20 protein-coding genes, 2 tRNA genes and 1 pseudogene are annotated in these 23727 nt (G+C 50.4%); 19 read left to right on the plus strand and 4 right to left on the minus strand.

What is annotated here, in order from left to right; genetic code table 11:
* Window positions 1–23 precede the first annotated feature (23 nt).
* Window positions 24–1427, minus strand: coding sequence for a S41 family peptidase (locus tag BN2373_RS04705; protein WP_053942979.1), 1404 nt, complete (start codon window positions 1425–1427; stop codon window positions 24–26).
* A gap of 451 nt (window positions 1428–1878) precedes the next feature.
* Between BN2373_RS04705 and BN2373_RS04710 the strand changes: the two genes are divergently transcribed.
* The 4 genes from BN2373_RS04710 to BN2373_RS04725 all read left to right on the plus strand — a co-directional run bounded on the left by BN2373_RS04710 (window position 1879) and on the right by BN2373_RS04725 (window position 5280).
* On the plus strand, window positions 1879–2598 hold the full coding sequence (locus BN2373_RS04710) for an MIP/aquaporin family protein (RefSeq protein WP_053942980.1): 720 nt from the start codon (window positions 1879–1881) through the stop codon (window positions 2596–2598).
* Between the two features lie 238 nt (window positions 2599–2836).
* A complete protein-coding gene (locus tag BN2373_RS04715; protein ID WP_053942981.1) occupies window positions 2837–3103 on the plus strand; it encodes an HPr family phosphocarrier protein in 267 nt (88 codons plus the stop codon).
* A 121-nt stretch (window positions 3104–3224) separates the two neighbouring features.
* Entirely contained in the window at window positions 3225–4079 is an 855-nt protein-coding gene (gene cdaA, locus BN2373_RS04720) for a diadenylate cyclase CdaA (protein ID WP_053942982.1), read from the plus strand.
* Complete coding sequence (locus tag BN2373_RS04725; protein ID WP_053942983.1) at window positions 4060–5280, plus strand: CdaR family protein; 1221 nt, start codon at window positions 4060–4062, stop codon at window positions 5278–5280. The genes cdaA and BN2373_RS04725 overlap by 20 nt, the downstream gene beginning before the upstream one ends.
* A gap of 97 nt (window positions 5281–5377) precedes the next feature.
* Here BN2373_RS04725 and BN2373_RS04730 read toward each other — a convergent pair whose 3' ends face one another.
* Window positions 5378–6190 (minus strand): LiaF transmembrane domain-containing protein, encoded by an 813-nt coding sequence (locus BN2373_RS04730; RefSeq protein ID WP_053942984.1) that lies wholly within the window; start codon window positions 6188–6190, stop codon window positions 5378–5380.
* Window positions 6191–6480: 290 nt separating this feature from the next.
* Here BN2373_RS04730 and gltX point away from each other — a divergent pair, with 290 nt between their 5' ends.
* The 5 genes from gltX (at window position 6481) to BN2373_RS04755 (ending at window position 12801) form a co-directional block, all read left to right on the plus strand.
* The gene (gltX, locus tag BN2373_RS04735; RefSeq protein ID WP_053942985.1) at window positions 6481–7959 is read left to right on the plus strand and encodes a glutamate--tRNA ligase; all 1479 of its coding nucleotides are present in this window, start codon (window positions 6481–6483) and stop codon (window positions 7957–7959) included.
* A 16-nt stretch (window positions 7960–7975) separates the two neighbouring features.
* Window positions 7976–9394, plus strand: a complete 1419-nt coding sequence (gene cysS, locus BN2373_RS04740; RefSeq protein ID WP_053942986.1) for a cysteine--tRNA ligase — start codon at window positions 7976–7978, stop codon at window positions 9392–9394.
* A gap of 1 nt (window position 9395) precedes the next feature.
* Window positions 9396–10136, plus strand: coding sequence for a 23S rRNA (guanosine(2251)-2'-O)-methyltransferase RlmB (gene rlmB, locus BN2373_RS04745; protein ID WP_053942987.1), 741 nt, complete (start codon window positions 9396–9398; stop codon window positions 10134–10136).
* Window positions 10137–10148: 12 nt separating this feature from the next.
* Window positions 10149–11354 carry a triphosphoribosyl-dephospho-CoA synthase gene (locus BN2373_RS04750; RefSeq protein WP_053942988.1) on the plus strand — a complete coding sequence of 402 codons (1206 nt, stop codon included), beginning with the start codon at window positions 10149–10151 and terminating at the stop codon, window positions 11352–11354.
* 103 nt (window positions 11355–11457) lie between these two features.
* Complete coding sequence (locus BN2373_RS04755) at window positions 11458–12801, plus strand: M18 family aminopeptidase (protein WP_053942989.1); 1344 nt, start codon at window positions 11458–11460, stop codon at window positions 12799–12801.
* Window positions 12802–12854: 53 nt separating this feature from the next.
* On the opposite strand, the gene BN2373_RS04760 is transcribed toward BN2373_RS04755, so the two are convergent.
* A tRNA-Lys gene (locus BN2373_RS04760) sits at window positions 12855–12927 on the minus strand.
* A 10-nt stretch (window positions 12928–12937) separates the two neighbouring features.
* Window positions 12938–13010 (minus strand) — tRNA-Thr (locus BN2373_RS04765).
* A gap of 304 nt (window positions 13011–13314) precedes the next feature.
* Between BN2373_RS04765 and BN2373_RS04770 the strand changes: the two genes are divergently transcribed.
* The 10 genes and pseudogenes from BN2373_RS04770 (at window position 13315) to BN2373_RS04815 (ending at window position 23619) form a co-directional block, all read left to right on the plus strand.
* Window positions 13315–13638, plus strand: coding sequence for a hypothetical protein (locus BN2373_RS04770; RefSeq protein ID WP_053942990.1), 324 nt, complete (start codon window positions 13315–13317; stop codon window positions 13636–13638).
* On the plus strand, window positions 13625–15634 hold the full coding sequence (locus BN2373_RS04775; protein ID WP_053942991.1) for a V-type ATP synthase subunit I: 2010 nt from the start codon (window positions 13625–13627) through the stop codon (window positions 15632–15634). Before BN2373_RS04770 ends, BN2373_RS04775 begins: the two co-directional genes overlap by 14 nt.
* Window positions 15635–15662: 28 nt before the next feature.
* Window positions 15663–16133 carry a V-type ATP synthase subunit K gene (locus tag BN2373_RS04780; protein WP_019133990.1) on the plus strand — a complete coding sequence of 157 codons (471 nt, stop codon included), beginning with the start codon at window positions 15663–15665 and terminating at the stop codon, window positions 16131–16133.
* Window positions 16134–16210: 77 nt separating this feature from the next.
* On the plus strand, window positions 16211–16756 hold the full coding sequence (locus BN2373_RS04785; RefSeq protein WP_053942992.1) for a V-type ATP synthase subunit E: 546 nt from the start codon (window positions 16211–16213) through the stop codon (window positions 16754–16756).
* Window positions 16757–16763: 7 nt separating this feature from the next.
* Complete coding sequence (locus tag BN2373_RS04790; protein WP_082338005.1) at window positions 16764–17786, plus strand: V-type ATPase subunit; 1023 nt, start codon at window positions 16764–16766, stop codon at window positions 17784–17786.
* On the plus strand, window positions 17779–18087 hold the full coding sequence (locus tag BN2373_RS04795; protein WP_053942994.1) for a V-type ATP synthase subunit F: 309 nt from the start codon (window positions 17779–17781) through the stop codon (window positions 18085–18087). Before BN2373_RS04790 ends, BN2373_RS04795 begins: the two co-directional genes overlap by 8 nt.
* A gap of 69 nt (window positions 18088–18156) precedes the next feature.
* A complete protein-coding gene (locus BN2373_RS04800; protein WP_420795655.1) occupies window positions 18157–19875 on the plus strand; it encodes a V-type ATP synthase subunit A in 1719 nt (572 codons plus the stop codon).
* Window positions 19868–21376, plus strand: a complete 1509-nt coding sequence (locus tag BN2373_RS04805; protein WP_082338006.1) for a V-type ATP synthase subunit B — start codon at window positions 19868–19870, stop codon at window positions 21374–21376. Before BN2373_RS04800 ends, BN2373_RS04805 begins: the two co-directional genes overlap by 8 nt.
* Window positions 21376–22017: pseudogene (locus BN2373_RS07985) on the plus strand (V-type ATP synthase subunit D); the annotation flags it as partial. The gene BN2373_RS04805 and the pseudogene BN2373_RS07985, both read left to right, overlap by 1 nt.
* Before the next feature lie 579 nt (window positions 22018–22596).
* Entirely contained in the window at window positions 22597–23619 is a 1023-nt protein-coding gene (locus tag BN2373_RS04815) for a glycosyltransferase family 4 protein (RefSeq protein ID WP_053942996.1), read from the plus strand.
* The last annotated feature ends 108 nt before the right edge of the window (window positions 23620–23727 follow it).

Raw genomic sequence — 23727 nt, forward strand, 5'->3', positions numbered from 1 at the left:
ATCCCGAAAATATCAGGGGGAAATTAGCGATCAAGAAGGACCTGAAGGAGGTCTTTTCCGGTCAGGGGGAGGTCGGGCTGAACCCGAACATCTTTAGTCAGGTCGGTCCCATCCAGGCTTTGTTGGAGAGTAATGTCAAATTCGAGAACAAAGCCCGAATGTTTGAGTTGGAGGTAGGCCGGGGGAATATCCCAGGCGTTGCCCATGGTAGGTTCACCGGCAATGGTGGCCAATTGGTTGTGCTGACAAAAATCGGCAAAGGATTCAGCAGCATTCCCGGTATTTTTATCGACCAAGAGGATCACCCTGCTTTTCGACAATTTCTGTCCTCGACCGACCAGAGAGAAGGTCAGGAGTTTTTGATAACTCATGTCGCTTACCTTTCGCCGTATGGATTCCGGAACCTGGAAGGAGAGGTCTTCCCGATCATCTTGAAGGTCAAGATGCTCCAGCTTCTCTTCGCTGGACATATAGGAGACAAAGGAGTCAAAACCTTGAGAAAAGTAAAGGGTGGTTTCGGCGGAAAAAGATCCATGACAAAGAGGGGTAGCCAGGGCCTGGATCCAATAAGAATGGGATGGCCCCCGGACGCCTCTGAGGTCAATGATAAAGCGACTGGCGGATTGGGCTTGGCGGATGTAACCCGGTAATAGGCGGCTGGCTTTCTCCACATCCCCTTCCTCAAAGGATAGTCCGGAAAGGATGAGACTCTTGCCTGATTTGGTCAGGCGAGGTTGGTTTTTGGCGGGGTCGACTTGTATGGGAATGAGGCGAGCGTAGCGTTCCTTGACGCGAGGATCCGTCAGAACCCGGGCATAAGGGGAGTTTTTTTCAAGGTATCCCTTTCCGACATTTTCTACCGCTCTTTGATAATCTCCCTGGTTCAAAAGATGGGCAGGTCCACCGGAAGACTTGGCCAGCTTATCCAGAATAGCCATGAAAGTTTCGTCTGTTCCTTCCAGAGTCAGGGCTTGCCGGGCTAAAGACTCCTCAGCCTTGAGTTGGCCATCGACCTTTCCCGGACAATTGGCCGGGGGGATGGCCTCAAGGTGGCGAATCAACTCTTCCAGGTCAGCCTTTTTTTCTGCCGGTGTCAGCATTCGGCCTCGGGTGTCGGCCAGGGCCAGGTCACCGGTAATCGCTTTATTGATCATGGCCCTTTCTCCGGGGATACTTGTGGGCCGGTCAGTGAGGATGAAACGCTGAACGAGTTTGAAAAGGCCAAAGGTAAGAAGGATGAGGAGGATAAAGAGAAGGAAGCGTCTTTTTCGGCGGGATTTCATCTTTCGTTTTTTCGCTTGTTTATAGGCCATCTTTCGTTGGCTTTTTTGTCGGCTTCTCTCCACCTCTTCTTCCAGGTTTGTCATTGGGCCTCGAGACCCGGTTCGGTAAGAATGAGGTGGAGAAGAATACTGTTTTTTGGGCATTCCTTCCTCCTTTGCTGTACTTTCTCTATGTTATCAAAATGAAGGGAAAAGGTAAATCAGGAGAAAAGAGACGTATTTTGAAAAAAGTTTTTGAAAGAATAGAAAAAAGCCTTTGAAAAAAAACGTTTTTATGGTAGAATGAAGTCAGAAAATCCATTTACAACAGTTATCTGTGCAGAGACAAGCGTGAGGAGCAGGTATCTCCCCGGGAGAGCTCTGCTTTTTTTGTGCCTGGAAAGACTGGTAAATGGACCCTGCACTGAATCTCCTGATCAAGCCTACATAGAGATTCGGGAAATAGGGCAAGGAAAGGAGGTAGGATCAGAAGAAAGAATAGCCCGGCTTGACTACAAGTAAAAAGGTTTGCAAATGAAGGCTTATCGTACCCTACGTAATGGACCTGTTCCTATAATTTATGATCCCTTTGATGGGATAAGCAAAGGAGAAAACGATGAGAGAAATTATAATGGGTGAGTTTTTCGGTACAGCTCTACTACTCCTCTTAGGTAATGGTGTTTGTGCTTCTGTAAACGCAAAAAAATCCGGCTTTGAAGGAGCCGGTGGCTTGACGATTATTATTGGATGGGGTTTTGCAGTTATGATCCCGGCCTATATCTTTGGTGCCTATTCAGGCTCCCACTTTAATCCTGCCGTTACATTAGCGTTATGTATGACCGGAGCAGTTCCCTGGGAACAGTTCCCTGTCTACGTCATTGCTCAGTTAGCCGGTGCCATCGTCGGTGCTTTTACCGTTTACCTTCTCTATCAGAAGCACTTTGATCTCATGGAAGGACAGGCTGAAGGTATTCGTGGTTGCTTCTGCACAGCTCCCGGCGTCCCCTCAACCTTCCATAACTTCCTGAGTGAAGCTGTCGGTACATATGTCCTCGTCTTCGCTATCCTGGGTATGGCCCAATATGGGCAAGCGGCAACCAGCGGTGTTGATAAATTCTTCCTCTATGGAATCATTGTTTCCATCGGTTGTTCCTTAGGCGGTCTGACCGGCTATGCCATCAACCCGGCTCGTGATTTAGGTCCCCGGATTGCTTATGCTCTCATGCCTCTGAAACATAAAACCGATCCTAACTGGGGATATGGTTGGATTCCTGTAGTCGCTCCTATGGTAGGTGCTGCTGTTGCTGTCGTGATCTACAACTTCATTTTCGCCTAATTTAAGCAGGTGAAGTACAGTCGACTCAAGTTATTTTTGAGTGAAGAGAGAACCCGGAAATTTCGGGTTCTCTTTTTTTTATGGAAAACGTACAAAAAAACCCGAATTTTTCTTCCTATGGCTTGACAAGCCCGGAAATTTCGCTCATAATTGGATAAGAAAAGGATTTCCTATATCTTTTTTTGGGGATTGAAACCATAGGGCGTTAAGATCAGTAAATGGGAAAGTGAGGCAGGATATGGTAGAAAAAGAGATTAATGTAAATAATGAAATCGGCTTGCAGTCACGGGCAGCTTCTAATTTTGTTTCCACCGCTCAACATTTTATTTCTGATATTTATCTGGAAAAGAACAGGATTATTTTTAATGGAAAGTCCATCATGTCCCTTCTTTCCATGTCTCTAAGTGGGGGAGAAAGCGTTTTAGTCCGTTGTGACGGAGAGGATGAGGAAGAGGCATTGAGTGCGATTGAAAATTATTTGAATACCGGAATCCGAAGGTTTTAAGGAGAAATGGACAGATCTTTCCCCGGGAGAGTTTTCGGGGAAAGTTGAAAAGAAGGTCTGCGTTCTTTTTTTGCCCCATCCTATGATAAAATAGGTTGATGATATAGAGAGGGGCATAGCAATGGAAATACTGGAAAAATTCAGACAGCTTATCGTTACCTTTCGCTGGACCGATTTGATTGATATTTTGGTGATTGCTGTCATCATTTATTATATGATTCTTTTTGTGCGGGAGACCAGGGCTCTCCAGCTGATTAAAGGTTTTGCTGCTCTTTTACTTTTGGCTCAGCTTTCTGAATGGTTTGATTTATATACCTTGAATTGGCTTTTATCCAACTTATTCACCGTTTCTATGGTTTTAATCATTGTAGTGTTCCAACCGGAGCTCCGGCGGGTCTTTGAACGTTTGGGCCGATCTCAACGCTGGGTTTCTTTTTTCATGAACACGGATGATTCGCAGAATTTGGACCAGGTTGACGAAATTGTTCGTGCTTCCTCCTCCCTTGCCCGTCAAAAAATCGGTGCCTTAATGGTCATTGAAGGGCGAGTAGGTCTATCCGATTTATTGGAATCCGGAACAGAGATCGATGGGCAGGTAACAGCCGAACTTTTAATTAACATTTTTATTCCTAATACGCCCCTCCATGATGGTGCCGTCGTTATTCGTAATGATCGGGTCCGTGCAGCCGGAGTCTTCCTCCCTCTGACGCAAAATAACTCTTTGAGCAAGGAGCTGGGGACTCGTCACCGGGCTGCACTGGGTATTACGGAGAAATCCGATGCCCTTGTTGTGGTCGTTTCTGAGGAGACCGGCTTGATCTCCGTCTGCCAGGAGGGCGAAATCGCCCGCCGTTTGGACGAAGACAGCTTGCGTACCCGTCTCAAGGACTTCTTTATCAAGGGCTCCAATATCAACAATATAGCCGGCCTGATCGAAAGCAGGAGGGAGGCTTCTCATGAAGAATCTCAAGAATAATTTAGGGCTGAAAATCATCTCTCTCCTGGCCGCCTTCTTTCTTTGGTCCTACGTGGTTGCCGGGGTGAATCCCACTCAGAAATTAACCATCTCCAATATTCCCGTTAACATCGTCAACAAGGAGAAGTTAGCTCAGAAGGATTTGGAGGTCATGACGATGGAACCGGAGAAAACGTCCGTGTCTGTTTCCGGGAAGAGGCAGGCCCTTGGAACAATCCGACCCGGTGATATTCGAGCGTCTATCGATGTCGAAGGGCTGGAGGAAGGGGTTCATTCTCTTCCTGTCCGTTTTGACCTGCCCAATAATGTCCTTCTGAATCCGGATGCCTCATCAGGACAGGTGAGCGTTAAAATTGAGAAAATCATTGACCAATCCCTTCCTGTACAGGTAGATACCACCGGTGAAGTGGAAGATAATTATGTAGTGGAGAAAATCACCGCCAGCCCCAACAAAATCCCTTGTACAGGTACTCGTTCCCGTATTGAACGAATTGCAGGCCTTCGCACCTTCATTGATATTTCTTCTCTTTCTTCAGACTCCTCCATTTCCGCTAAAGTAGTTCCGGTTGATGGAGATGGTCAGGAAGTGGAAGGCGTATATCTCTCTCTTTCAGAGGTAAAGGTCTCCATCCTCATCAGTAAACAAAAGCTTCTTCCGGTAGAACTTGTTTTCGAAGGAAAGAGCCCGGAGGGCCATAGAATTAAAGAGACGAAAGTGGATCCTCATGAAATCCTGGTCAAGGGTGCTCCCGATCAGATTAATCAACTGACTGTCCTGAAGACCAAGCCCCTGGAGAGAGAGAAGATTACGCAATCCGGACTTTATCCTCTCAAGTTGGATCTTCCTGAAGGAATCAAATTAGCTGATGATAATCAATCCATTTCCGCTGATATTACGGTGGAGACGAAAGAAAAGAAGACCATCACCCTTCCTCTTGATAAAGCTACTTTTCCGGGTCTCCCGGACAACCTCCAAGCTCAGGTCAAGGAAGATAAACTCCAAGTGACCCTTGAAGGTTATCCTGAGGATCTGAACAAATTGGAGGAAGAAAATTTGTCCATCGCTGTTCCCGTAACCTCCTCCAGGTGGCTGGTCGAAAGCTCTCCCTTGACCCTCCCTGTCCAGATCTCTCCTCCGGGAGAGATCACGGTAAAGGAGATTCGTCCCAAGGAGGTCCAGGTCGTCATCCGAAGAAAATAAAACCTGTGCTCGGGAAAAGTCTCCGGATTTTTCAACAAAAAAAGCCCCTTCTTCGAATGATCGAAGAGAGGGGCTTTATCTTTTTTTCACCAGTGAATTATATAATTTTCAGACTGCCCATAAATTCGCGGGAATGGATAATCAGGGTTGTTTCCGGTTCCACTTGATCCTTGAGTTCTTGTGCTGAATAGAAGTGCTTATTATTCACAATAACATGCCAGTCAGCCGGTAATTGAAGGGTGACGCTGGAAAAATTAATCTGTATATCCATGAATATTTCACTATCCAAGGGCCATACATTTTTCAAATCCAAGGTGACATCGGAGAAAGAAGCTTCAACCTGGCCACCGGAGAAGGTATCCGACCGGTAGACCTTGGTATCGTTGGTAAAGATAAAGCGATCATTCAAAACGTCTTTATTCTCAAAGAAGTTAGCTTGTTTGGAGTGGCTGCCGACCTGTCGACGATGACCGGGGTCGGTATTCTCTTCTTCGCCGACAAAGGAGTCTTCCTCGTTTTGAAAAGATCTTGTCTGATTTTCTGCACCGTCCTCCTCGTTTTTTACTTTTGTCTTGGAAAAGGCCTGTGCCTGGCGGTTTCTAAAGGCTTCCTTCTCCTGCCGGTCGTCGACAATAATCTTAATGCCGATAAGAACCAGGCCCATGGCCAAAAGAATGACAAAGGCGGATCCCTGGATGTAACCTAATTTCTGCAATTGGAAGAGGATACCGGATACAATGATCGCAGCGGATAAAACCCGACTTCCTTTTTTGGAAAACAAGCGGTAGACCCCATAGATAACGACGAGGACAGGCCAATAAAGGCCAAAAAAGGTCCAAAAACTCTGATTGAACAATTGGGTCAAAATAATAATAAGGCCTAAGGCCAGAAGGAGGATACCAAAGAGCATGATTAGTCCTTTCTATTTTTTCAACGAACATGGCAGATTCGTTGTTGCTTATTGAACGATTGTACTATAAAGAAGGACTTTGTTTCTATTATGTATTAAAGAGATCCGGCAACTTCTATTACAATCCCGGAAATAGGGCCAGGTGAGCGGTTGGATACGTGGCTTTGACTAATCTGTGATAAAATGACCTAGATGATAGAAAAGACTCCTTTCCCTCCAAGCCTTGGTCAAAAACATCTTTAACCAAGTTGGCCGGGAAGGGTCAGTAGGTATAGATAAAAGGAGGCATTATGGACCAGCCCGTTTTGCGGTTTGCTCCTTCTCCCACCGGCTATCTCCATATCGGTGGCCTGCGGACCGCTTTATTTAATTATTTGTATGCCCGCCACCATGGCGGGACCTTTACCCTTCGGATTGAGGATACCGACCGGACACGTTATGTCGAGGGAGCTTTAGAAAACCTGATTGATATCCTGAAGTGGTCCGGTTTGGACTACGATGAAGGTCCCAAAATGACTGCCGGAGGTGAAGTAGTAGAGGAAGGGGGCCGAGGACCCTACATCCAATCAGACCGGGTCAAGGAAGGAATTTACGACCGCTATATTAACCAGCTTCTGGAAGAGGGGAAGGCCTATTACTGCTTCTGCTCCAGGGAGCGGATTGACCGGGTAAGGGAAGCACAGAAGGAGGCCGGAGAGACCCCTCGCTATGATGGCCACTGCCGGAAGTACAGTTTGGAAGAAGCCCGGGAAAAAGTGGCAGCCGGAGAGGACTATGTTGTCCGCCTGAAGTTGCCGGAAAACCAGGACATTACCTTCCATGACGCCATCAAAGGAGACATCACCATCAACACCGATGAGATGGATGACCAGGTCCTGATCAAGTCTGACGGATTTCCTACTTACCACTTTGCCGTTGTTGTCGATGACCACCTTATGGGAGTCACCCATGTTGTCCGGGGGGAGGAGTGGATTTCTTCCACCCCCAAGCACGTCTTCCTCTACCGGTCATTGGGTTGGAAAGCCCCTGAATATGTCCACCTGCCGACCGTCCTTGGCAATGACCACAAGAAACTTTCCAAACGGCAGGGCGACGTGGCGGTTGAGCAGTTCCGTGATAAGGGTTACCTTCCTGAAGCCCTGATCAACTACATCGCCCTTTTAGGTTGGTCACCAAAATCCAACCAGGAAGTCCTCTCTATGGAAGAACTCATCAAAGAATTTGATTTCGACCGGATTTCCAACACCGGGGCCATCTTCGATACCAAGAAACTCAACTGGTTCAACCAGGAATATATTAAAAAAATGTCATCTGAAGACTTAATCGACCGAGTGGGGCAGAGCCTGAAGAAGGCCGGTCTTGTGGATGAGACCACTGACCCGGAAAAAATTGCCCTGACTGCAGAAACCTATGGCAATAGGATTGAATACTTCGACCAGGTGCCTGAAATGACCCGCCATCTTTTCTGCTCAACAGAAGAAGTCATTTATGAGGAGGATGCGGTGGAGGCCATCCGGTCGGAATCCGGAAAAATTGTTCTTCCTCTTTTTGAAGACAAGGTTTGCCAGGCCTCATCTTTTGACCGGGACTTTGCCGGCTCCCTGGTTAAGTCCATTCAAAAGGAGACGGGAATCAAGGGTAAGGACCTCTGGTGGCCGGTCCGGGCAAGCGTAGTCGGCTCCACCTCGGGACCGGATTTCACCAACACCCTCCTTATCCTGGGTAAGAAAGAAGTTTTGGGCCGTTTGGAACGAGCTAAGACTCTGTGAAGGCGAGGATAATACGATGAAGATTTTTAATACACTGACAAGAAAAAAAGAGGATTTCATCCCTCAGGAAGAGGGAAAGGTCAGGATGTATGTATGCGGACCGACAGTCTACGATTATATCCACATCGGCAATGCTCGTCCCCTGGTGGTTTTTGACACCTTCCACCGCTACCTGAAATTCAAGGGCTATGATGTGGACTATGTCGTCAACTTCACGGACATCGACGATAAGATCATCAACCGGGCCAATGAAGAAGGAGTTCCTTTTACCGACATCACCGAAAAATACATTCAGGTTTTCATGAACCATGCCCACTCCCTCAACCTTCTGGAAGAGGAAACCAACCATCCCCGATGCAGCCAACATATTGATGAAATCATTGATTTTGTCCAGGGGCTGATGGACAAGGGGGCGGCTTATGAAGCGGAGGATGCCGTCTATTTCGATGTCTCCTCCTATGCCCATTACGGAGAGCTGTCCGGGAAAAAAGTGGAGGAACTCCGGTCAGGTGCCCGGATTTCCGTCAACGAGGCCAAAGAAGATCCCGTGGACTTTGCCCTCTGGAAGAAACAAAAGGATCCCAGCGAACCGGCCTGGGACTCCCCTTGGGGACCGGGCCGGCCGGGTTGGCACATTGAATGCTCGGTCATGTCCCAGTCCCTCCTGGGGACCACACTGGATATTCATGCGGGTGGTTCCGACCTGGAATTTCCCCACCATGAAAATGAGCGGGCCCAATCCGAATCCCTCCATGATCAGACCTTTGCCAAGTACTGGATGCACAACGGGATGATCACCGTCTCCAATGCCCAGGGTCAGGCGGAAAAGATGTCCAAGTCCCTGGGGAATTTCTTCCGCTTAATTGATGTGGAGAAGGAATATGACCTCATCGTCGTCCGGATCTGGCTCCTGTCCACCCAGTACCGAGCCCCCATCAACTTCTCCCGGGAGGTCATGGACCAGGCCCAGGCTAACTATAACCGGCTCATGAATGCTAAACACGAGATGGAGCGTTACCTGGACCATGCACCCGAAAGGGAAATGACGGAAGAAGAGATAGGGATTATCGACCGGGTCATGAGCCTCAAGGAGGACTTCACTCGGGCCATGGATGATGACCTCAATACTGCTGATGGTCTGACCGCCCTCTATGAGATCTCTAAGATCGGGAACGGCCGGCTTTCGGAAGCCAATGCCAAGGCGGCAGTGCAGGGAGTCCTGGATATCTATCTGGAGCTTTTGGGTGTGATGGGGATTGCGGATAAGAGCAAAGAGGAAGTCCTGGACGAGGACATTGACCGCCTGATCCAAGAGCGGGAAGAAGCCAGAAAGAATAAGGACTACAGCCGGGCTGATGAGATCAGAGACCTCCTTCAAGCGCAGGGCATCGTCCTGAAAGACACCTCCACCGGTGTGGTATGGGAGAGAAAATAATATGGATGACTACATTTTTGGCCGCCGGCCGGTCATGGAGTACTTGAAATCCGGCCGTCAACCCGAGAAGGTCTACCTGGCTAAGGGGGAGAAAAAGGGTTCCATCAACCAAATTATCCACCTGGTCAAACAGACGGATGCGGTCATCGTGGAAGTGGATCGGGACAAGCTGGATACCATGACCGGGGGACAGAACCACCAGGGGGTGGCCATCCTGGCCTCGGACTTCACCTATTCCAGCCTGGAAGAGATTTTGGCGGCAGCCAAGGAGGCGGGCCATCCTCCCTTCCTGGTCATGTTGGATGAAATTACTGATCCCCATAACCTGGGGGCCATCATCCGGACGGCTGAATGCTGCGGGGTGGACGGAGTTATCATCCCAAAAAGACGGTCAGCCACTGTCACCTCCACGGTTCGGCGGACCTCCTCCGGAGCTACGGCCTACCAGAAAATCTGTAAGGTGACCAACATCAATCAAACCATTGACCGTCTAAAGGAAGAAAATATTTGGGTGTATGGGGCGGCAGGGGAGGCGAAGCAATCCCTTTGGTCCACGGACTTTTCCGGAGGTTGCTGCCTGGTCATCGGAAATGAAGGGGAGGGTCTTGCCCGCTTAACGCGGGACAAGTGCGATGTTCTGGTTTCCATCCCCATGGTGGGGAAGATTGACTCGCTCAACGCCTCGGCGTCGGCTGCAGTCCTGATGTATGAAGTACTTCGGGGGCGGATCCGGGGGAAGTAGAGGAGGGGTAGGATGAATCGAACGACATTCAAGGAGAAAAGCTCGGAATGGCAGGCACCCTTTTTTGTGGTGGACCGGGAGCCCATCCTGGTTCGCCTTTCGGTCAATGCCAAAGGTCTTGATTCCCTTGATCTGCCAGGAGTTTACATTGCAGTGGACGGTTTTTTCCGTCTCCTTCGCGATGTCGACGTAAGCTCTTACCGCCATAGTCTTGGCCGGGAAGGTCTGGCTTTTTTCGTTGAAGTCAATGACTCCCGTTCGGCCATCCGAGCCTATCTCAACAATCTTAAACGCTATCATTTCCTGGGTTTAGCCTGGAACTTCACCATCATCGAAGGCTCCAGGCTGACCGCCATTACCGGGGACCCCGGAAGATCCCGTCCCCTAACCGGAAGTGAACTGGAAGACTTGGCCATGACCCATCTTTCTATGGGCTCCCGTCCCCTTCGTTACTCCCGCTATTTCCTTTACTCGGCCCTGGCTCCTTTTATCCGTAAGAGGGGCTATGGAACCTGCCTCATGGACAGGGAGGACGCCAAGGGAAGGGAGAATTTTTACATGGTCCTTAAAGGGCTTGATGTTCTTCGCCGGGCCTACCAGTCCATTGATTTTTCCGGGATGACTTCCTTGACCGACCTCCGCTCTCGCGGAAAGCTCCTCCAGAAAGCTCTGGCTGACATGACAGGTCTTACCGGCTTCATGAAAGGGATCCTCTTTCAAAGCCTCATTTTTGCCTGGGTCTACGAGCAAAAAACGCCTTTTGCCGAAATCCCTTCCAGAATTCAGGACCTCTGCCAGGACTTGGATCGGGATTTCGACCTGGATGTCCGGTCTCCAGGTGTGGAAGCCTTTCGATGCCATGGCGTTGGAGGGATTCGGGCCCTGGCCATGGATGGCTTCCGTCCGCTCATCGACCGGGTTTTACCCATGCATGATATTCGAAAGAACCTGGACGACTTGTCCCTTTTTCTCCTGGCGAACACCGTAGATACGACCACCCTCGCTGACCTATCCATGTCAGACTATGCCGGTCTCCAGCAGCTTGCCCGACGGGCCATCTATCCGGGAGATACGGACAGGGAGGCCATGGATGAGTTTTTCTATAAAAGAGGACTGGTGACCAACGGCATCCGGGACCTGGTCATGACGACCCAGCTTCTCGCCCTGATTAGGCAAGAGGAGGGGGAAGAAGGGGATAATCTTCCTTCCCAAGAGTGACCGGAATCGAGAGAGATTTCATCCCGAGCCGGGTTCAAACTGCCTGTTTATCATTAATGACTTACCTGCTTTTATCGTTTATTGATTAAGGAGATAGATTCTCATGAATTCCGAACAAACACCTACTTCTGACCAAGCACTCAGCAAGGAACTCCTGGACTTTATTCAGGCGTCTCCATCCATGTACCACGCCGTAGATACCATCCAATCCACCTTTAAGGAGGCCGGTTTCCTGGAAGTCAAAGAGGGGGAAGATTGGGAACTTCAGGCCGGAAAGGCCTACTACGTGAACCGCAACGGGTCATCCGTCCTGGCCTTTCGCTTGCCGGAGACTCTGGATTCTCTCCACTTTCAGATCACCGCTTCCCACACTGACTCTCCCACCTTCAAGCTAAAGTCCAGGCCGATTTTAGATGGCCCGGACGGTTACCTCCGCCTGAATGTGGAGGGCTACGGCGGCATGATCGATTCCACCTGGTTTGACCGTCCCCTAACCTTAGCCGGGCGGTGCCTGGTAGAGACTGAAACAGGAGTGGAAAGCCGCCTTCTCTATATAGATAAGGACCTTCTGGTCATCCCCAACGCCCCTATCCACTTCAACCGTCAAGTCAACAAGGGGTATGAATTCAACCACCAGCGGGACCTCATTCCTGTTTTTTCAGCCGGCCTTTGCACTGCCGAGGACTTCTATGCCATGCTGGGTCAAAGCCTGGGCATATCGTCGGATAAGATCCTGGCCACCGACCTCTTCCTGGTTAACCGGACCCCACCCGCCCTCTTGGGCTGGAAAGAGGAGATGGTCGGCTCACCCAAGTTGGACAACCTCCAATGTGCTTTTGCCTCCATGAAGGCACTCATCGGGGCAAAGAAGTCCGGAGCCATCAATGTCTACGCTTCCTTTGATAATGAGGAGGTGGGTTCCTTGACCAAGCAGGGGGCCATGTCCACCTTTCTAAAGGATTGTCTCCGTCGAATCATCTTGGGGTTGGGCTTGGGGCAGGAGGATTATCAAAAGGCCCTATCCAAGTCCTTCCTGGTCTCCTGTGATAATGCCCATGCTCTTCACCCCAACCGGGCTGACCTCTATGATCCCGTCAACCGGGTCTACATGAACAAGGGGGTAGTCATCAAGGAGAATGCTGCCCAATCCTACACCACCGATGCTTTCTCTCAAGCTGTTTTCAGAAAGATTTGCCAGCGGGTAGGCGTTCCAGTTCAGAATTTCGCCAACCGGTCAGACCTGGGGGGAGGGGGAACCCTGGGGAATATCTCCAATGTTCAAGTCTCCCTTCATAGCGTGGACATCGGTCTAGCCCAGCTGGCCATGCATTCCGCCTATGAAACCGGCGGAGTCAAGGATACCGCCTATATGATCCGGGCCCTGGAAGAATTCTACTCCACCGTGATCAACATACAGGGTGCCCAATCCGCAAGTTTTGATTGCTAGATCAAGACAAAGAAAAACCGCTTGAAAGCAAAACTTTCAAGCGGTTTATTTCATCCACCCTCACGGACTCGAACCGTGGACACCCTGATTAAGAGTCAGGTGCTCTACCAACTGAGCTAAGGGTGGGCAGAAAAAAAGCTGTCTGCCGGGATTGAACCGGCGACCTCAGCCTTACCATGGCTGCGCTCTACCTGCTGAGCTAAGACAGCATATGTGACTCATCAAGTTCTTCTTCATGAAGGCGTTCAGTGAGTAACAAAATCATTATAGGGAAGAAAATGACGAACGTCAAGCAAAATCTCAAAAAAACTTGTCCTTTCTTTTCGCATCCGGTCATACGGCTTGTTCAGGCTAGTTAAGGCTTAGCTTTCAGGAAGAATCCTACTTTTTCCGGTGATTTTTTTCTCGTCTTTTTCGCCTTTTGGTATAATAAAATGGTGCTTGCATATATCCTGCATAATTGAAAGTTTAGTGTTAGAATAATAACGATACTATGTAGAAAGGGGGAAGCCTATGGCAAAAGAAGCGATTCAAGAAGTTCTTCAGGCTGAAGACAAGGCCAAGGAAATCATTAACCGGGCGAGGGAAACCGCACGAAAGATTGCCGGAGACCTGGCTGAAGAAAATCAAGCGGAAGAAAAAAGAATTCGCCAGGAAGCCAAAGACAAGGCCCAGGCCTTCAGCGATGCTGTGGAAGCCCAAGCAAAGAAGGAAGCAGAACCCATGTTGTCTAAGGCCAATGAAGAGGCGAAGGCTTGGAAAAGCCTGCAGGAACGGGACTTGAAAAAGGCTGTCGACCGTATCAAAGAAGAGGTGGTGAACTATGGCAATCGTTGATATGACGGAATTCCGTCTCACCTTATTTGCCAAGGATCGAGACCGCCTACTTGAACGGATTCAGGATTTTGACCAGGTACATATCCGAACTCTGGATAGACAAGCGGAGGAGGAATGGGGAGGAAGAATCCACGCAGCAGATACCGGAAAATCGGTTACGGCAGTCAATGAGGAGATGGGCCGGGCTCAGGAAGCCCTGGACATCCTCTCCGCTTACGTGGTTAGGGAGAAGGGACTCAAGGAAAAATTCTCCAATCGCCTGCCCAGTTTAAGCTTGGAAGAAACAAAGACCTTGGTTAAAGAAGAGGGGGCCCTTGCGGCGATTGAAGATACCCTCCGCCTCCGGGAAGCCATCCGCCATTCTCAAGAGAGGATGGACCAGCTCAAGGAGGAGAAAAAACAATTGGACCGGTGGAAGACCCTGGACCTCCCATTAGGCGATTTACAAAAGCCGAAAAAGGTGAAGGTAAGCTTGGGTACACTGCCCTCCCGGTGGATGGACGAAGCGAGGAAGTTCCTGGCTTCCCACGCCCAAAGAACTTATATGGAATTTTTATCGGCTGATGACAAAACCGCCTATGTTATGGTCATCAGCGATGGGACTGACCCCGACCTGGACAGCTTTTTCCGGGACATCAACTTCACTCCTGTTCACTTTGAGGGTGAGGAAACTGTTGAGACCATGATCCGGGAGAGAGAAGCCGGAGTGGGGGAAGAGAAGAAGAATATCGCCCAGGTGGAAGTGGAGCTGAAAAAGCAGGCTCGGGACAAGAAGACGGCCATCGAAGCTTATTATGAGCTTCAGTCCTATAAAGAGGACAGGCTGGAAGCGGAAGGCAAGACTCTGGAAAGCGAAAAGATCACCTTTCTGGAAGGCTTTGTTCCGACAGACCGGGCTCAGGAATTCAAGCAAGTGGTTACTGAAGAGCTTCCTGACGGACGTTTTGAACTGGAAACCGGGGAAGCCGACCGGGAGGATCCTGACGTTCCTATCCTTCTGCGAAATAATGGATTGGTCACGCCCTTTGAAAATTTGGTGGAAACCTATTCCATGCCCTTATATAAAGAAATGGACCCCACGGGGCTTCTTGCTCCATGGTATATGTTATTTTTCGGCCTCATGATGGGGGACGCGGGCTACGGTGCACTAATGCTTCTGGCTACCAGTTTTGCCCTCCACTACTTTGACTTCAAGCCAAGTACGGCAAGGTCCATCCGATTTTTCCAGATTCTCTCTGTCCCAACGATCCTGGCAGGTCTGGCCTTTGGCTCCATCTTCGGAGGTCTGATCCCCATGGACCCCTTGATCATCAACCCCCAGGTTGAGATCATGCCCATGATTGTCTTCTCCGTCATCTTGGGTATTGTTTGTATCTTTGTTGCCCTGGGTTTGGGTGCGGTCCAAAGCGTGCGAGAAGGGGATCCGGCAGGGGCTGTATGGGATTACTTCTCCTGGTACTTCCTCATTGGTGGCCTGATCGTAGGCGGCTTGTCCAAAGCCTTTGAGTGGAACTCCATGGTCAGCTCGGTGGCCTTTATCTTTGCCATCATCGGTGCTCTTCTCATTATTTTCTTCTCTGCTCGAGATGAAAAGTCTACGGGAGCCCGGATTGCCTGGGGAGCCTATAATCTCTATGGAGCGACAGGCTATATCGGTGACTTCGCTTCCTTTACCCGGGTGACCGCCCTCATGCTCTCCGGTGCCTACATCGGGTTTTCTTTTAACCTGATTGGCCGAATGATCATGGGGATTGTCGGATCAGACGCATCGGTCTGGGAAGCCCTGGGGCAAGGCCAGGTGAATATTTTCATGTTCATCATCGCCATGGTCCTCCTGGTCTTCCTCCATCTCTTTAACTTATTTCTCAGTGCACTTTCCGCATATGTTCACTCCATGCGGTTGATTTACGTTGAATATTTCGGCAAATTCTATCAGGGTGGAGGAAAACGCTTCAAGAAACTCCGTCCCGAAGGCAAATACTTGGACATCAAATAGGGATGTCAAATAAGAAAGGAAAACAATCATGGTAGATTTCTTTGTTCAAAACGGTGGAATTCTTTTTGCAGTCTTAGGAGCCATTTTAGCCGCAGCACTTTCCGGCGTTGGCTCAGCCAGAGGCGTAGGCCACGTCGGTCAAGGGGCTGCCGCTATTGTCATCGACGACCCCGCTAAATTCGGACAGTCCCTCATTCTCCAGCTCCTTCCGGGAACCCAGGGCCTCTATGGAATGATTATTGCTATTATCGTCATGGTGACCAAGTTTGACATGGCCCTTCCCCTTCAGGAAGGTGTTCGGGTCTTCCTCTCCTGCCTCCCCATTGCCATCGTCGGCTATGCCTCTGCTATCCATCAGGGTAATGTTGCCTATGCAGGCTTAGAGATTCTGGCCAAAAACGAAAGCCAGTCCATGAAGGGCGTTATCTACGCTGTTATGGTTGAGACCTACGCCATCCTGGCTTTCATTATCTCTCTGATCTTCATCTTTGCCGCTTAGTCCTCTAATGAGGCAGTTGCCCAAAGACCGGGACCGAAACCACCAGGGTTTCCAACCAAGTCTTCAAAGGAGGATTTATGTCGAATTTAGATAATATTGTCAACAGCATCATTGAGGATGCCAACCAGGAGGCCAAGCGGATTATCGAAGAAGCACAAAACAAAGCCCAGACGGATAAAAAGGAAAGTTTGGACCGCCTGGACCGGGAAGAGCGTGCTTTTGAAGGCCGTAAGTCCGTCCTGGAAGCACAAATCCGCGACCGGGTTCAAACCGGGGCTGAAAGAGAAGCACGGAACATGGTTCTTTCCGCCAAGCAGGAGGCCGTTAATCGTGCTTTTGCCCTGGCTAAGGAGGAACTGGCGAAGATGGGAGGAGTCCAATATAAGAAGGTTTTGGACCGCTTCCTTCAGAATGTGCCCAAAAGCTCGGATCTGGTTGTAGAGATTCCCCGGAATAGGAATTATGAATCCGAGGATTTTACGGTCAAAAAAGTGGATGATCTCCGGTCCGGATTCCGGATCAACCGGGGAGGAATTCGGGAGAATTTTGATTTTGACCAAGTGGTCGACAGCCTGCGTTCCAGCCTGGATACCGAAGTGGTTCAGCTGATTGCGGAAAGGTAGGTGGCCCATGGCACAGTCGTATTCCTTCGCCTCCATGCGAGTTCGTATGTATGAGCGGGACTTGATTACTGACGGCCAGTGGAAACGCCTCCTTGCCAGTCAGGACTTAGACCAGGCCATCCAAATCTTAAAAGAAACCCGCTATGGAGACCTTCTTGAAGGCATGGACCATGCGGAAAACTTTGATCAGGTCCTCCAGGAAGAACTTGCCAAGCAGGCAAAGCTGGTGGAGGACTTGGTGGAAGAGGATGCTCTTGAGGAATTCCTCTTTCTCAAATATGACATCCATAACCTTAAGGTTCTGATTAAAGAGTTCAGCCGAGAAGGTGAGTCAGATGAAGAAGGGGAGGATGACAATCTGTCCTCTTTAGCCTACCCCTTCGGTCATCTTTTCCTTCCTGACGTTAAAGAGTGGATCCGTGAGCCCAACCGCAACCCCAAGTTGACGGACCTCCAAAAGGCGACCGCAGAAGGGGTGGATATTTGGGAAGAAACCCACGATGCCCAAGCCCTTGACCTGGTCCTGGACCGCTGGTACTTCAAGAGTCTTGACCGCCTATCCACCACCCTTCCCGGAAGATTTTTTCCGACGATCGTTCAGAAGTTGGCCGATGCGACCAATATCCTGTCCTTTTTCCGGGCTACGCGTCAGAAGCTCACCAAGGATTTTTTGGCCAGGGTTTTGGTCGAAGGAGGAAAAATTCCTCCTGAGGACTTCTTTAAGCTATTCGGCTTGGATCAGGCAAACTACGGTCTTTTTTTCCAAAAAGCTGACCTGGGCATAGCTTTCACCAAAGCCCTCGATCGATACATGGAAACAGGATCCATTGCCCAACTGGAAAGGGCAAAGGACCAGATCCAACGCCAATCCGCTCTGGAAGCCTCCCGCTATCCGGAGGGACCTGAAGTTATTTATGGCTATTTGAATGAGGTGGAAACAGAGGCCCAAAACCTCCGGATTCTTCTCAATGGGAAGCGACTTTCTCTCCCCGAGGAAGAAATCAAGGAAAGGATGAGAACAAATGCATAAAGTAGCTGTTATCGGTGATCGCGGCTCGGTTCTTGCCTTTCGGGCCATCGGCGTAGATGTCTATACTCCGGTGGGCGATGATGAGATTCGGCGGACGGTCGACCGACTGGCTAAGCAGGATTATGGTGTCATCTACATGACCGAAGCCTATGCCGCTCGCATTCCCGACACGATTGACCATTATAAAACACGGCCCATACCGGCTATTGTGTTTATTCCTAGTGCTCAAGGTTCCTTGGGCATCGGCATGCAGACCATCTCCGACAATGTGGAGAAGGCCGTAGGCATGGATATTTTCTAGAAGGGAGGAGACCCCTTGAAAAAAGGAACAATTACTAAAGTGTCCGGCCCCCTCGTGGAAGCGAAGGGGATGGAAGAAGCAAATATACAAGACGTTGTTGAGGTGGCGGAAATCGGCTTAATCGGCGAGATCATTGAAATGAATAAAGACGTCGCCTCCATCCAGGTTTATGAAGAGACCACCGGTGTCAGCCCGGGCGAGCCTGTTGTTTCAACCGGTGCCCCTCTTTCGGTAGAGTTGGGGCCGGGTCTGATCGGACAGATCTACGATGGAATTCAGCGACCCCTGGATGATCTGGCTGAAGGCGGAGATTTTCTGGAACGCGGTGTGTCCGCAGATGCTATCGACCATCAGAAGAAATGGGACTTTGAAGCTCGGGTCAAGCCGGGGGATGAAGTGGTCGGCGGAGACATCATCGGTGTCGTCCAGGAAACGGAAGTGATCGAACACCGGATTATGGTTCCTCCCCGTCTGTCAGGGACAATCACCAAAATTGAATCAGGAGCCTTTACCGTTGTGGATACGGTGGCCCAGCTGGAGGACAGCCAGGGCAAGGTCCATGACTTGAAGATGAGCCAGCGTTGGCCGGTTCGTACTCCACGTCCTGTGGAAAAGAAAAAGGATCCTATCCGCCCCCTGGTAACCGGTCAGCGGATCATTGATACCTTCTTCCCCGTGGCTAAGGGAGGGACAGCGGCTATCCCGGGACCCTTTGGATCCGGAAAAACCGTCATCCAGCACCAGCTGGCCAAGTGGGCAGATGCGGAAGTCATCATCTATGTAGGCTGCGGTGAGCGTGGCAATGAGATGACCGAGGTTCTGAACGAGTTCCCGGAGATCATCGACCCCAATACGGGTAAATCCCTGATGCAAAAGGTGGTATTGATTGCCAATACCTCCAATATGCCGGTGGCCGCTCGCGAAGCCTCCATTTACACCGGGATCACCTTAGCAGAATACTACCGGGATATGGGCTATTCCGTCGCTATGATGGCGGACTCCACCTCTCGTTGGGCCGAAGCCCTTCGTGAGATGTCCGGCCGTTTGGAAGAAATGCCCGGCGATGAAGGCTACCCGGCCTACCTGGCTTCTCGAATCGCTTCCTTCTATGAACGTTGCGGCATCGTCGACTGTCTGGGGACGGACGACCGCGAGGGATCGTTGACGGCTATCGGAGCCGTATCCCCTCCGGGCGGTGATATGTCCGAGCCGGTTACCCAATCCACCCTCCGGATCACCAAGGTCTATTGGGGACTGGACTACGATCTTTCCTACGCCCGCCATTTCCCAGCCATCAACTGGCTCAAATCCTACTCCCTATACCAGGAGAGCATGGACGACTACTTTAACAAGAATATCGCAGAGGATTTCTCTCGCCTGAGAATTCAGGCCATGGCCCTTTTGACCGAAGAAGACTCCTTGAATGAAATTGTTCGCCTGGTTGGGATTGATTCCCTCTCCGCCCAGGACCAACTCAAGCTCTTTACCGCCAAGTCTCTGAGAGAAGACTTCCTCCAGCAAAACGCCTTTGATGATATTGACACCTACTGTTCAGCGGAAAAACAGTATTACATGTTAAAAACCATCCTCTTCTTCCATGACCTGGCCAACGAGGCATTGGACCATGGTGTCTATCTCAAGGAAATTGAGACGATGAACGTCCGTCCCCGCGTCACTCGGATGCGTTACATCGCGGAGGATGACTTGGATCAGGTCAAGAACCTGGCTCAGGAAATGAAGGAAGAATTTGCTGCCCTCACCGCAGCAAGGGAGGTTGAGGATGCCTAGAGAATACCAAACCATTCAAGAAATCTCGGGACCTATTATGCTGGTCACCGGCATTGAAAATGCACACTATGAGGAGATGGTCGAGGTCCAGCTCCAAGACGGAACCCGGCGTCGGGGGAAGGTCCTGGAAGTTTCTCAGGAATCCGTCCTGGTCCAGCTCTTTGAGGGATCCGCCGGAATCAACATGAAGGGGACCTCCTGCCGTTTCTTAGGGAAACCTCAGGAATTGGGTGTTTCCCCGGATATGGTGGGTCGGGTTTTCAACGGGATGGGCGAGCCCATTGATGATGGTCCGGAGATCCTTCCTGAGAAACGCCTGGATATTAACGGATCGGCCATCAATCCCTATTCCCGTCTCTATCCGGAGGAATTTATCCAGACCGGGATTTCCGCCATCGATGGCCTCAATACCCTGGTTCGTGGTCAAAAGCTCCCTATCTTCTCCGGAAACGGCCTTCCCCATAACAACCTGGCCGCCCAGATCGCCCGCCAGGCCACCGTCCGTGGGACGGGCGAAAAATTCGCCGTTGTTTTTGCTGCCATGGGAATCACCTTTGAAGAAGCCCAGTTCTTCATCAAGGACTTTACCCGAACCGGGGCCATCAACCGTGCCGTCCTCTTTATCAACCTGGCAGATGACCCCACCATCGAACGAATTTCCACTCCGCGTATCGCCCTGACCGCCGCCGAGTACCTGGCCTTTGAACAGGGTATGCACGTCCTGGTTATTCTGACCGATATGACCAACTATGCGGAAGCCCTTCGTGAAGTTTCCGCTGCCCGTAAGGAAGTTCCCGGTCGGCGTGGCTATCCGGGTTACCTCTATACCGACCTTTCCCAGATTTATGAGCGTGCCGGCCGGATTAAGGGAAGAGAGGGTTCAATCACCCAGATCCCCATTCTATCCATGCCGGAGGATGATATTACCCACCCCATTCCGGACCTGACCGGCTATATCACCGAGGGGCAGATCATTTTGTCCAGAGAAATTTATAACCGCGGAATCAACCCGCCCATTGACATCCTTCCCTCCCTGTCCCGTTTGAAGGACCAGGGGATCGGGGAAGGCAAGACCCGGGATGACCATGCCCAGACCATGAACCAGATCTATGCCGGCGTTGCCCGTGGCCGGAACGCCAAGGAACTCTCCACGATCCTGGGTGAATCAGCCTTAAGTGAGGCAGACCAGGCCTTTGCCCGCTTCTCCGACGCCTTTGATAAGGAGTATGTGGACCAGGGTTTCCAGACCAACCGGACGATTGAAGAGACTCTGGATCTGGGTTGGGACCTCCTCAAAATCCTGCCCCGTGAAGAACTCAAGCGGATCAAGGATGCCACCCTGGATAAATACCTGGGGTCTGTTGAAGAGACGGAAGAGAAGGCAGAGAAATCCGAGCTTGACCGGGTCAATGATGACGTTCAAGCATCCCAGCTCCAGTCTAAAGCAGAGGAGCTTGCGGCTGTATCTGGTAAAGGAGATGGGAAAGCCGAGGTGAAATAATGGCCAGGCTCAATGTCAATGCAACCCGGATGGTTATGGCCCAGCTTAAAGCAAGACTGGACGTGTCCAAGCGGGGCTATCAACTCCTAAAAGATAAGCAGGATGAGCTCATGCGCCGCTTTATCCAGCTGGCACGGGACAACCGGGCCATGCGGGAAGAAGTTGAGGCGGCTCTGGAGAAGTCTTTTGCTTCATTTTCCATGGCCTCTGCGGTCATGAGCCCGGAGATGCTGGAAAATGCCCTTCTCGCTTCCAAACAGCGGATGATGGTGGAGGTGGATGTGGAAAACGTCATGTCCGTCCGCATCCCCACCTTTTCCTTCCGCCGTCTTGGGGTAGAGGAAGGAAAAGAAGGAACGACAACCCCCTATGGCTATGTTCAGACGTCAGCAGAGCTGGATTTAGCCTTAGAAGAGCTCAACCTGGTTATGGATAAGCTTCTTGAGCTGACTCAGATGGAAAAATCCGCCCAGCTTATGGCGGATGAGATTGAATCCACCCGTCGCCGGGTTAACGCCCTTGAATACCGGACGATTCCGGATTTGGAAGAGACCATCACCTACATCCGGATGAAGTTGGATGAGGAAGATCGGGCGACCATAACCCGTCTATTAAAGATTAAGGACCTTATCTCCCAGGCCAAACAGGAGGGGAGGGACGATATTACCGCCCGTCTCCAGACCAGCTCCGTAGAGGAGGAAGCACCTGTTCAGGCACCGGAAGGTCCGGAGAAAGCGACGAAGACCCCCTCTCAAAAGATCACAAAGCCCAAAAAGAAGGACAAGGTCCGGGTTCGTGCAAAAGCGGATGGATCGTTTGAGGAAGTCAAGGAGAAAAAGGGTAAGACCAAGAAGGCAGAGCCCAAGAAAAAAGAAACACCGACAAAGGTTAAGCCCCCCCAGACGGAGAAAGCGGCGAAGAAAGAAAAGAAAAAGGCTTCTCCGAAAAAGCCAAGTCCGAAGGAGACCGCCCCGAAAAAGGCAAATTCTTCGGAGAAAAAGACTGACCATCTGAGAACGGGAGTAGTTCGGCTCGATGAGGCGGATTCTTCGTCCATCCTTTCCGAGGCGACAAAATCTGTCCTCGCTGAACTGAAGAATAAGTAAGGCCTATTTGGAGATCGACCAAGGGCTGTGGAGGGTCAAGGTGACTGATCGCAGCCCTTTTTTTGTTGTAGGCTCATTGGGGGGATCCATTGCCATTCTATTGGAGGAGGAAGTATGATTGATGTCAATATGATTGCCTATGGCCAGGATGTAAAAGGTCAGGGTGTAGGATCAGCATATCAGGAGTTGGTCCAACTATTGGAAAACTTTGCCGGGGATGAGATTCGTTTGCATTTTAATTCCGACAAAGGTTGTCAAATCAACCATGTCCACACCATCCATCCTTTTTGCTATACCCAGATGGCGGCATCTTCCCTTCCCACCCTAATGCATGTCCATTTTTTGCCGGAAACCCTGGAGGGATCCATCTCTCTTCCCGGCATCATTCAACCCGGATTTATTAAATATGTCCTTTCGATGTACAAGGCCGCCCAGGAGCTGGTTGTCGTCAACCCTATTTTCATCGACCCCTTAGCCGACTACGGAATCGACCGTGACCGGATTACTTATATGCCCAACGTTGTTGCCTCTAAGGATTTTCGGCCCCTCAAGAGAGAAAACCTCAGGGCTATCGGAAAAAAATACGGGGTTAAACCGGATCGTTTTACCGTCATGGGTGTAGGCCAAGTGCAGACCAGAAAGGGGGTCTTGGACTTCCTGAATATTGCCCAGGCCCTTCCTGATGTCCAGTTCCTTTGGGCCGGAGGCTTTTCTTTTGGTGCTGTGACCGATGGCTACAAAGACTTGAAGAAAGCCGTAGATAACCCTCCCCCCAATGCAAAATTCCTGGGCATCGTTGACCGGTCGGATATGAACGCTCTATATAATCTCTCTGACCTCCTCCTTATGACCTCCTACAATGAACTTTTTCCTATGTCGATTCTGGAAGCCGTCAACGCCGGTCTGCCCATCCTGGTCCGAGACCTGGACCTCTACCGAAAAATCTATTTTTCCGATTACCCGCGGGCAAACGAAAATGAAGAGTTTATCGACTGGATAGGCCGTCTCAGGGATAATCCTGAGACCTATCAGAAGGCCCGGGCGGCAGCCCAAAAGATCCAGGAGGATTATTCCGAAGAATCCATTGCCCGCCTGTGGAAGAATTTCTACCGAGGCTTTTTCGATCGGTGGTCATAAAAAAAGAAAGCCGACTCCTTAAGGAGTCGGCTTTTTTGGTACAAGAGCCGGCTTCTTTCCAAGAAAAATGGTACATATCAGGCACCCTTCTCTGTCTATAATGCAAGA

It is taken from the genome of Kallipyga gabonensis (assembly GCF_001286805.1).
Taxonomy (GTDB): domain Bacteria; phylum Bacillota; class Clostridia; order Tissierellales; family Peptoniphilaceae; genus Kallipyga; species Kallipyga gabonensis.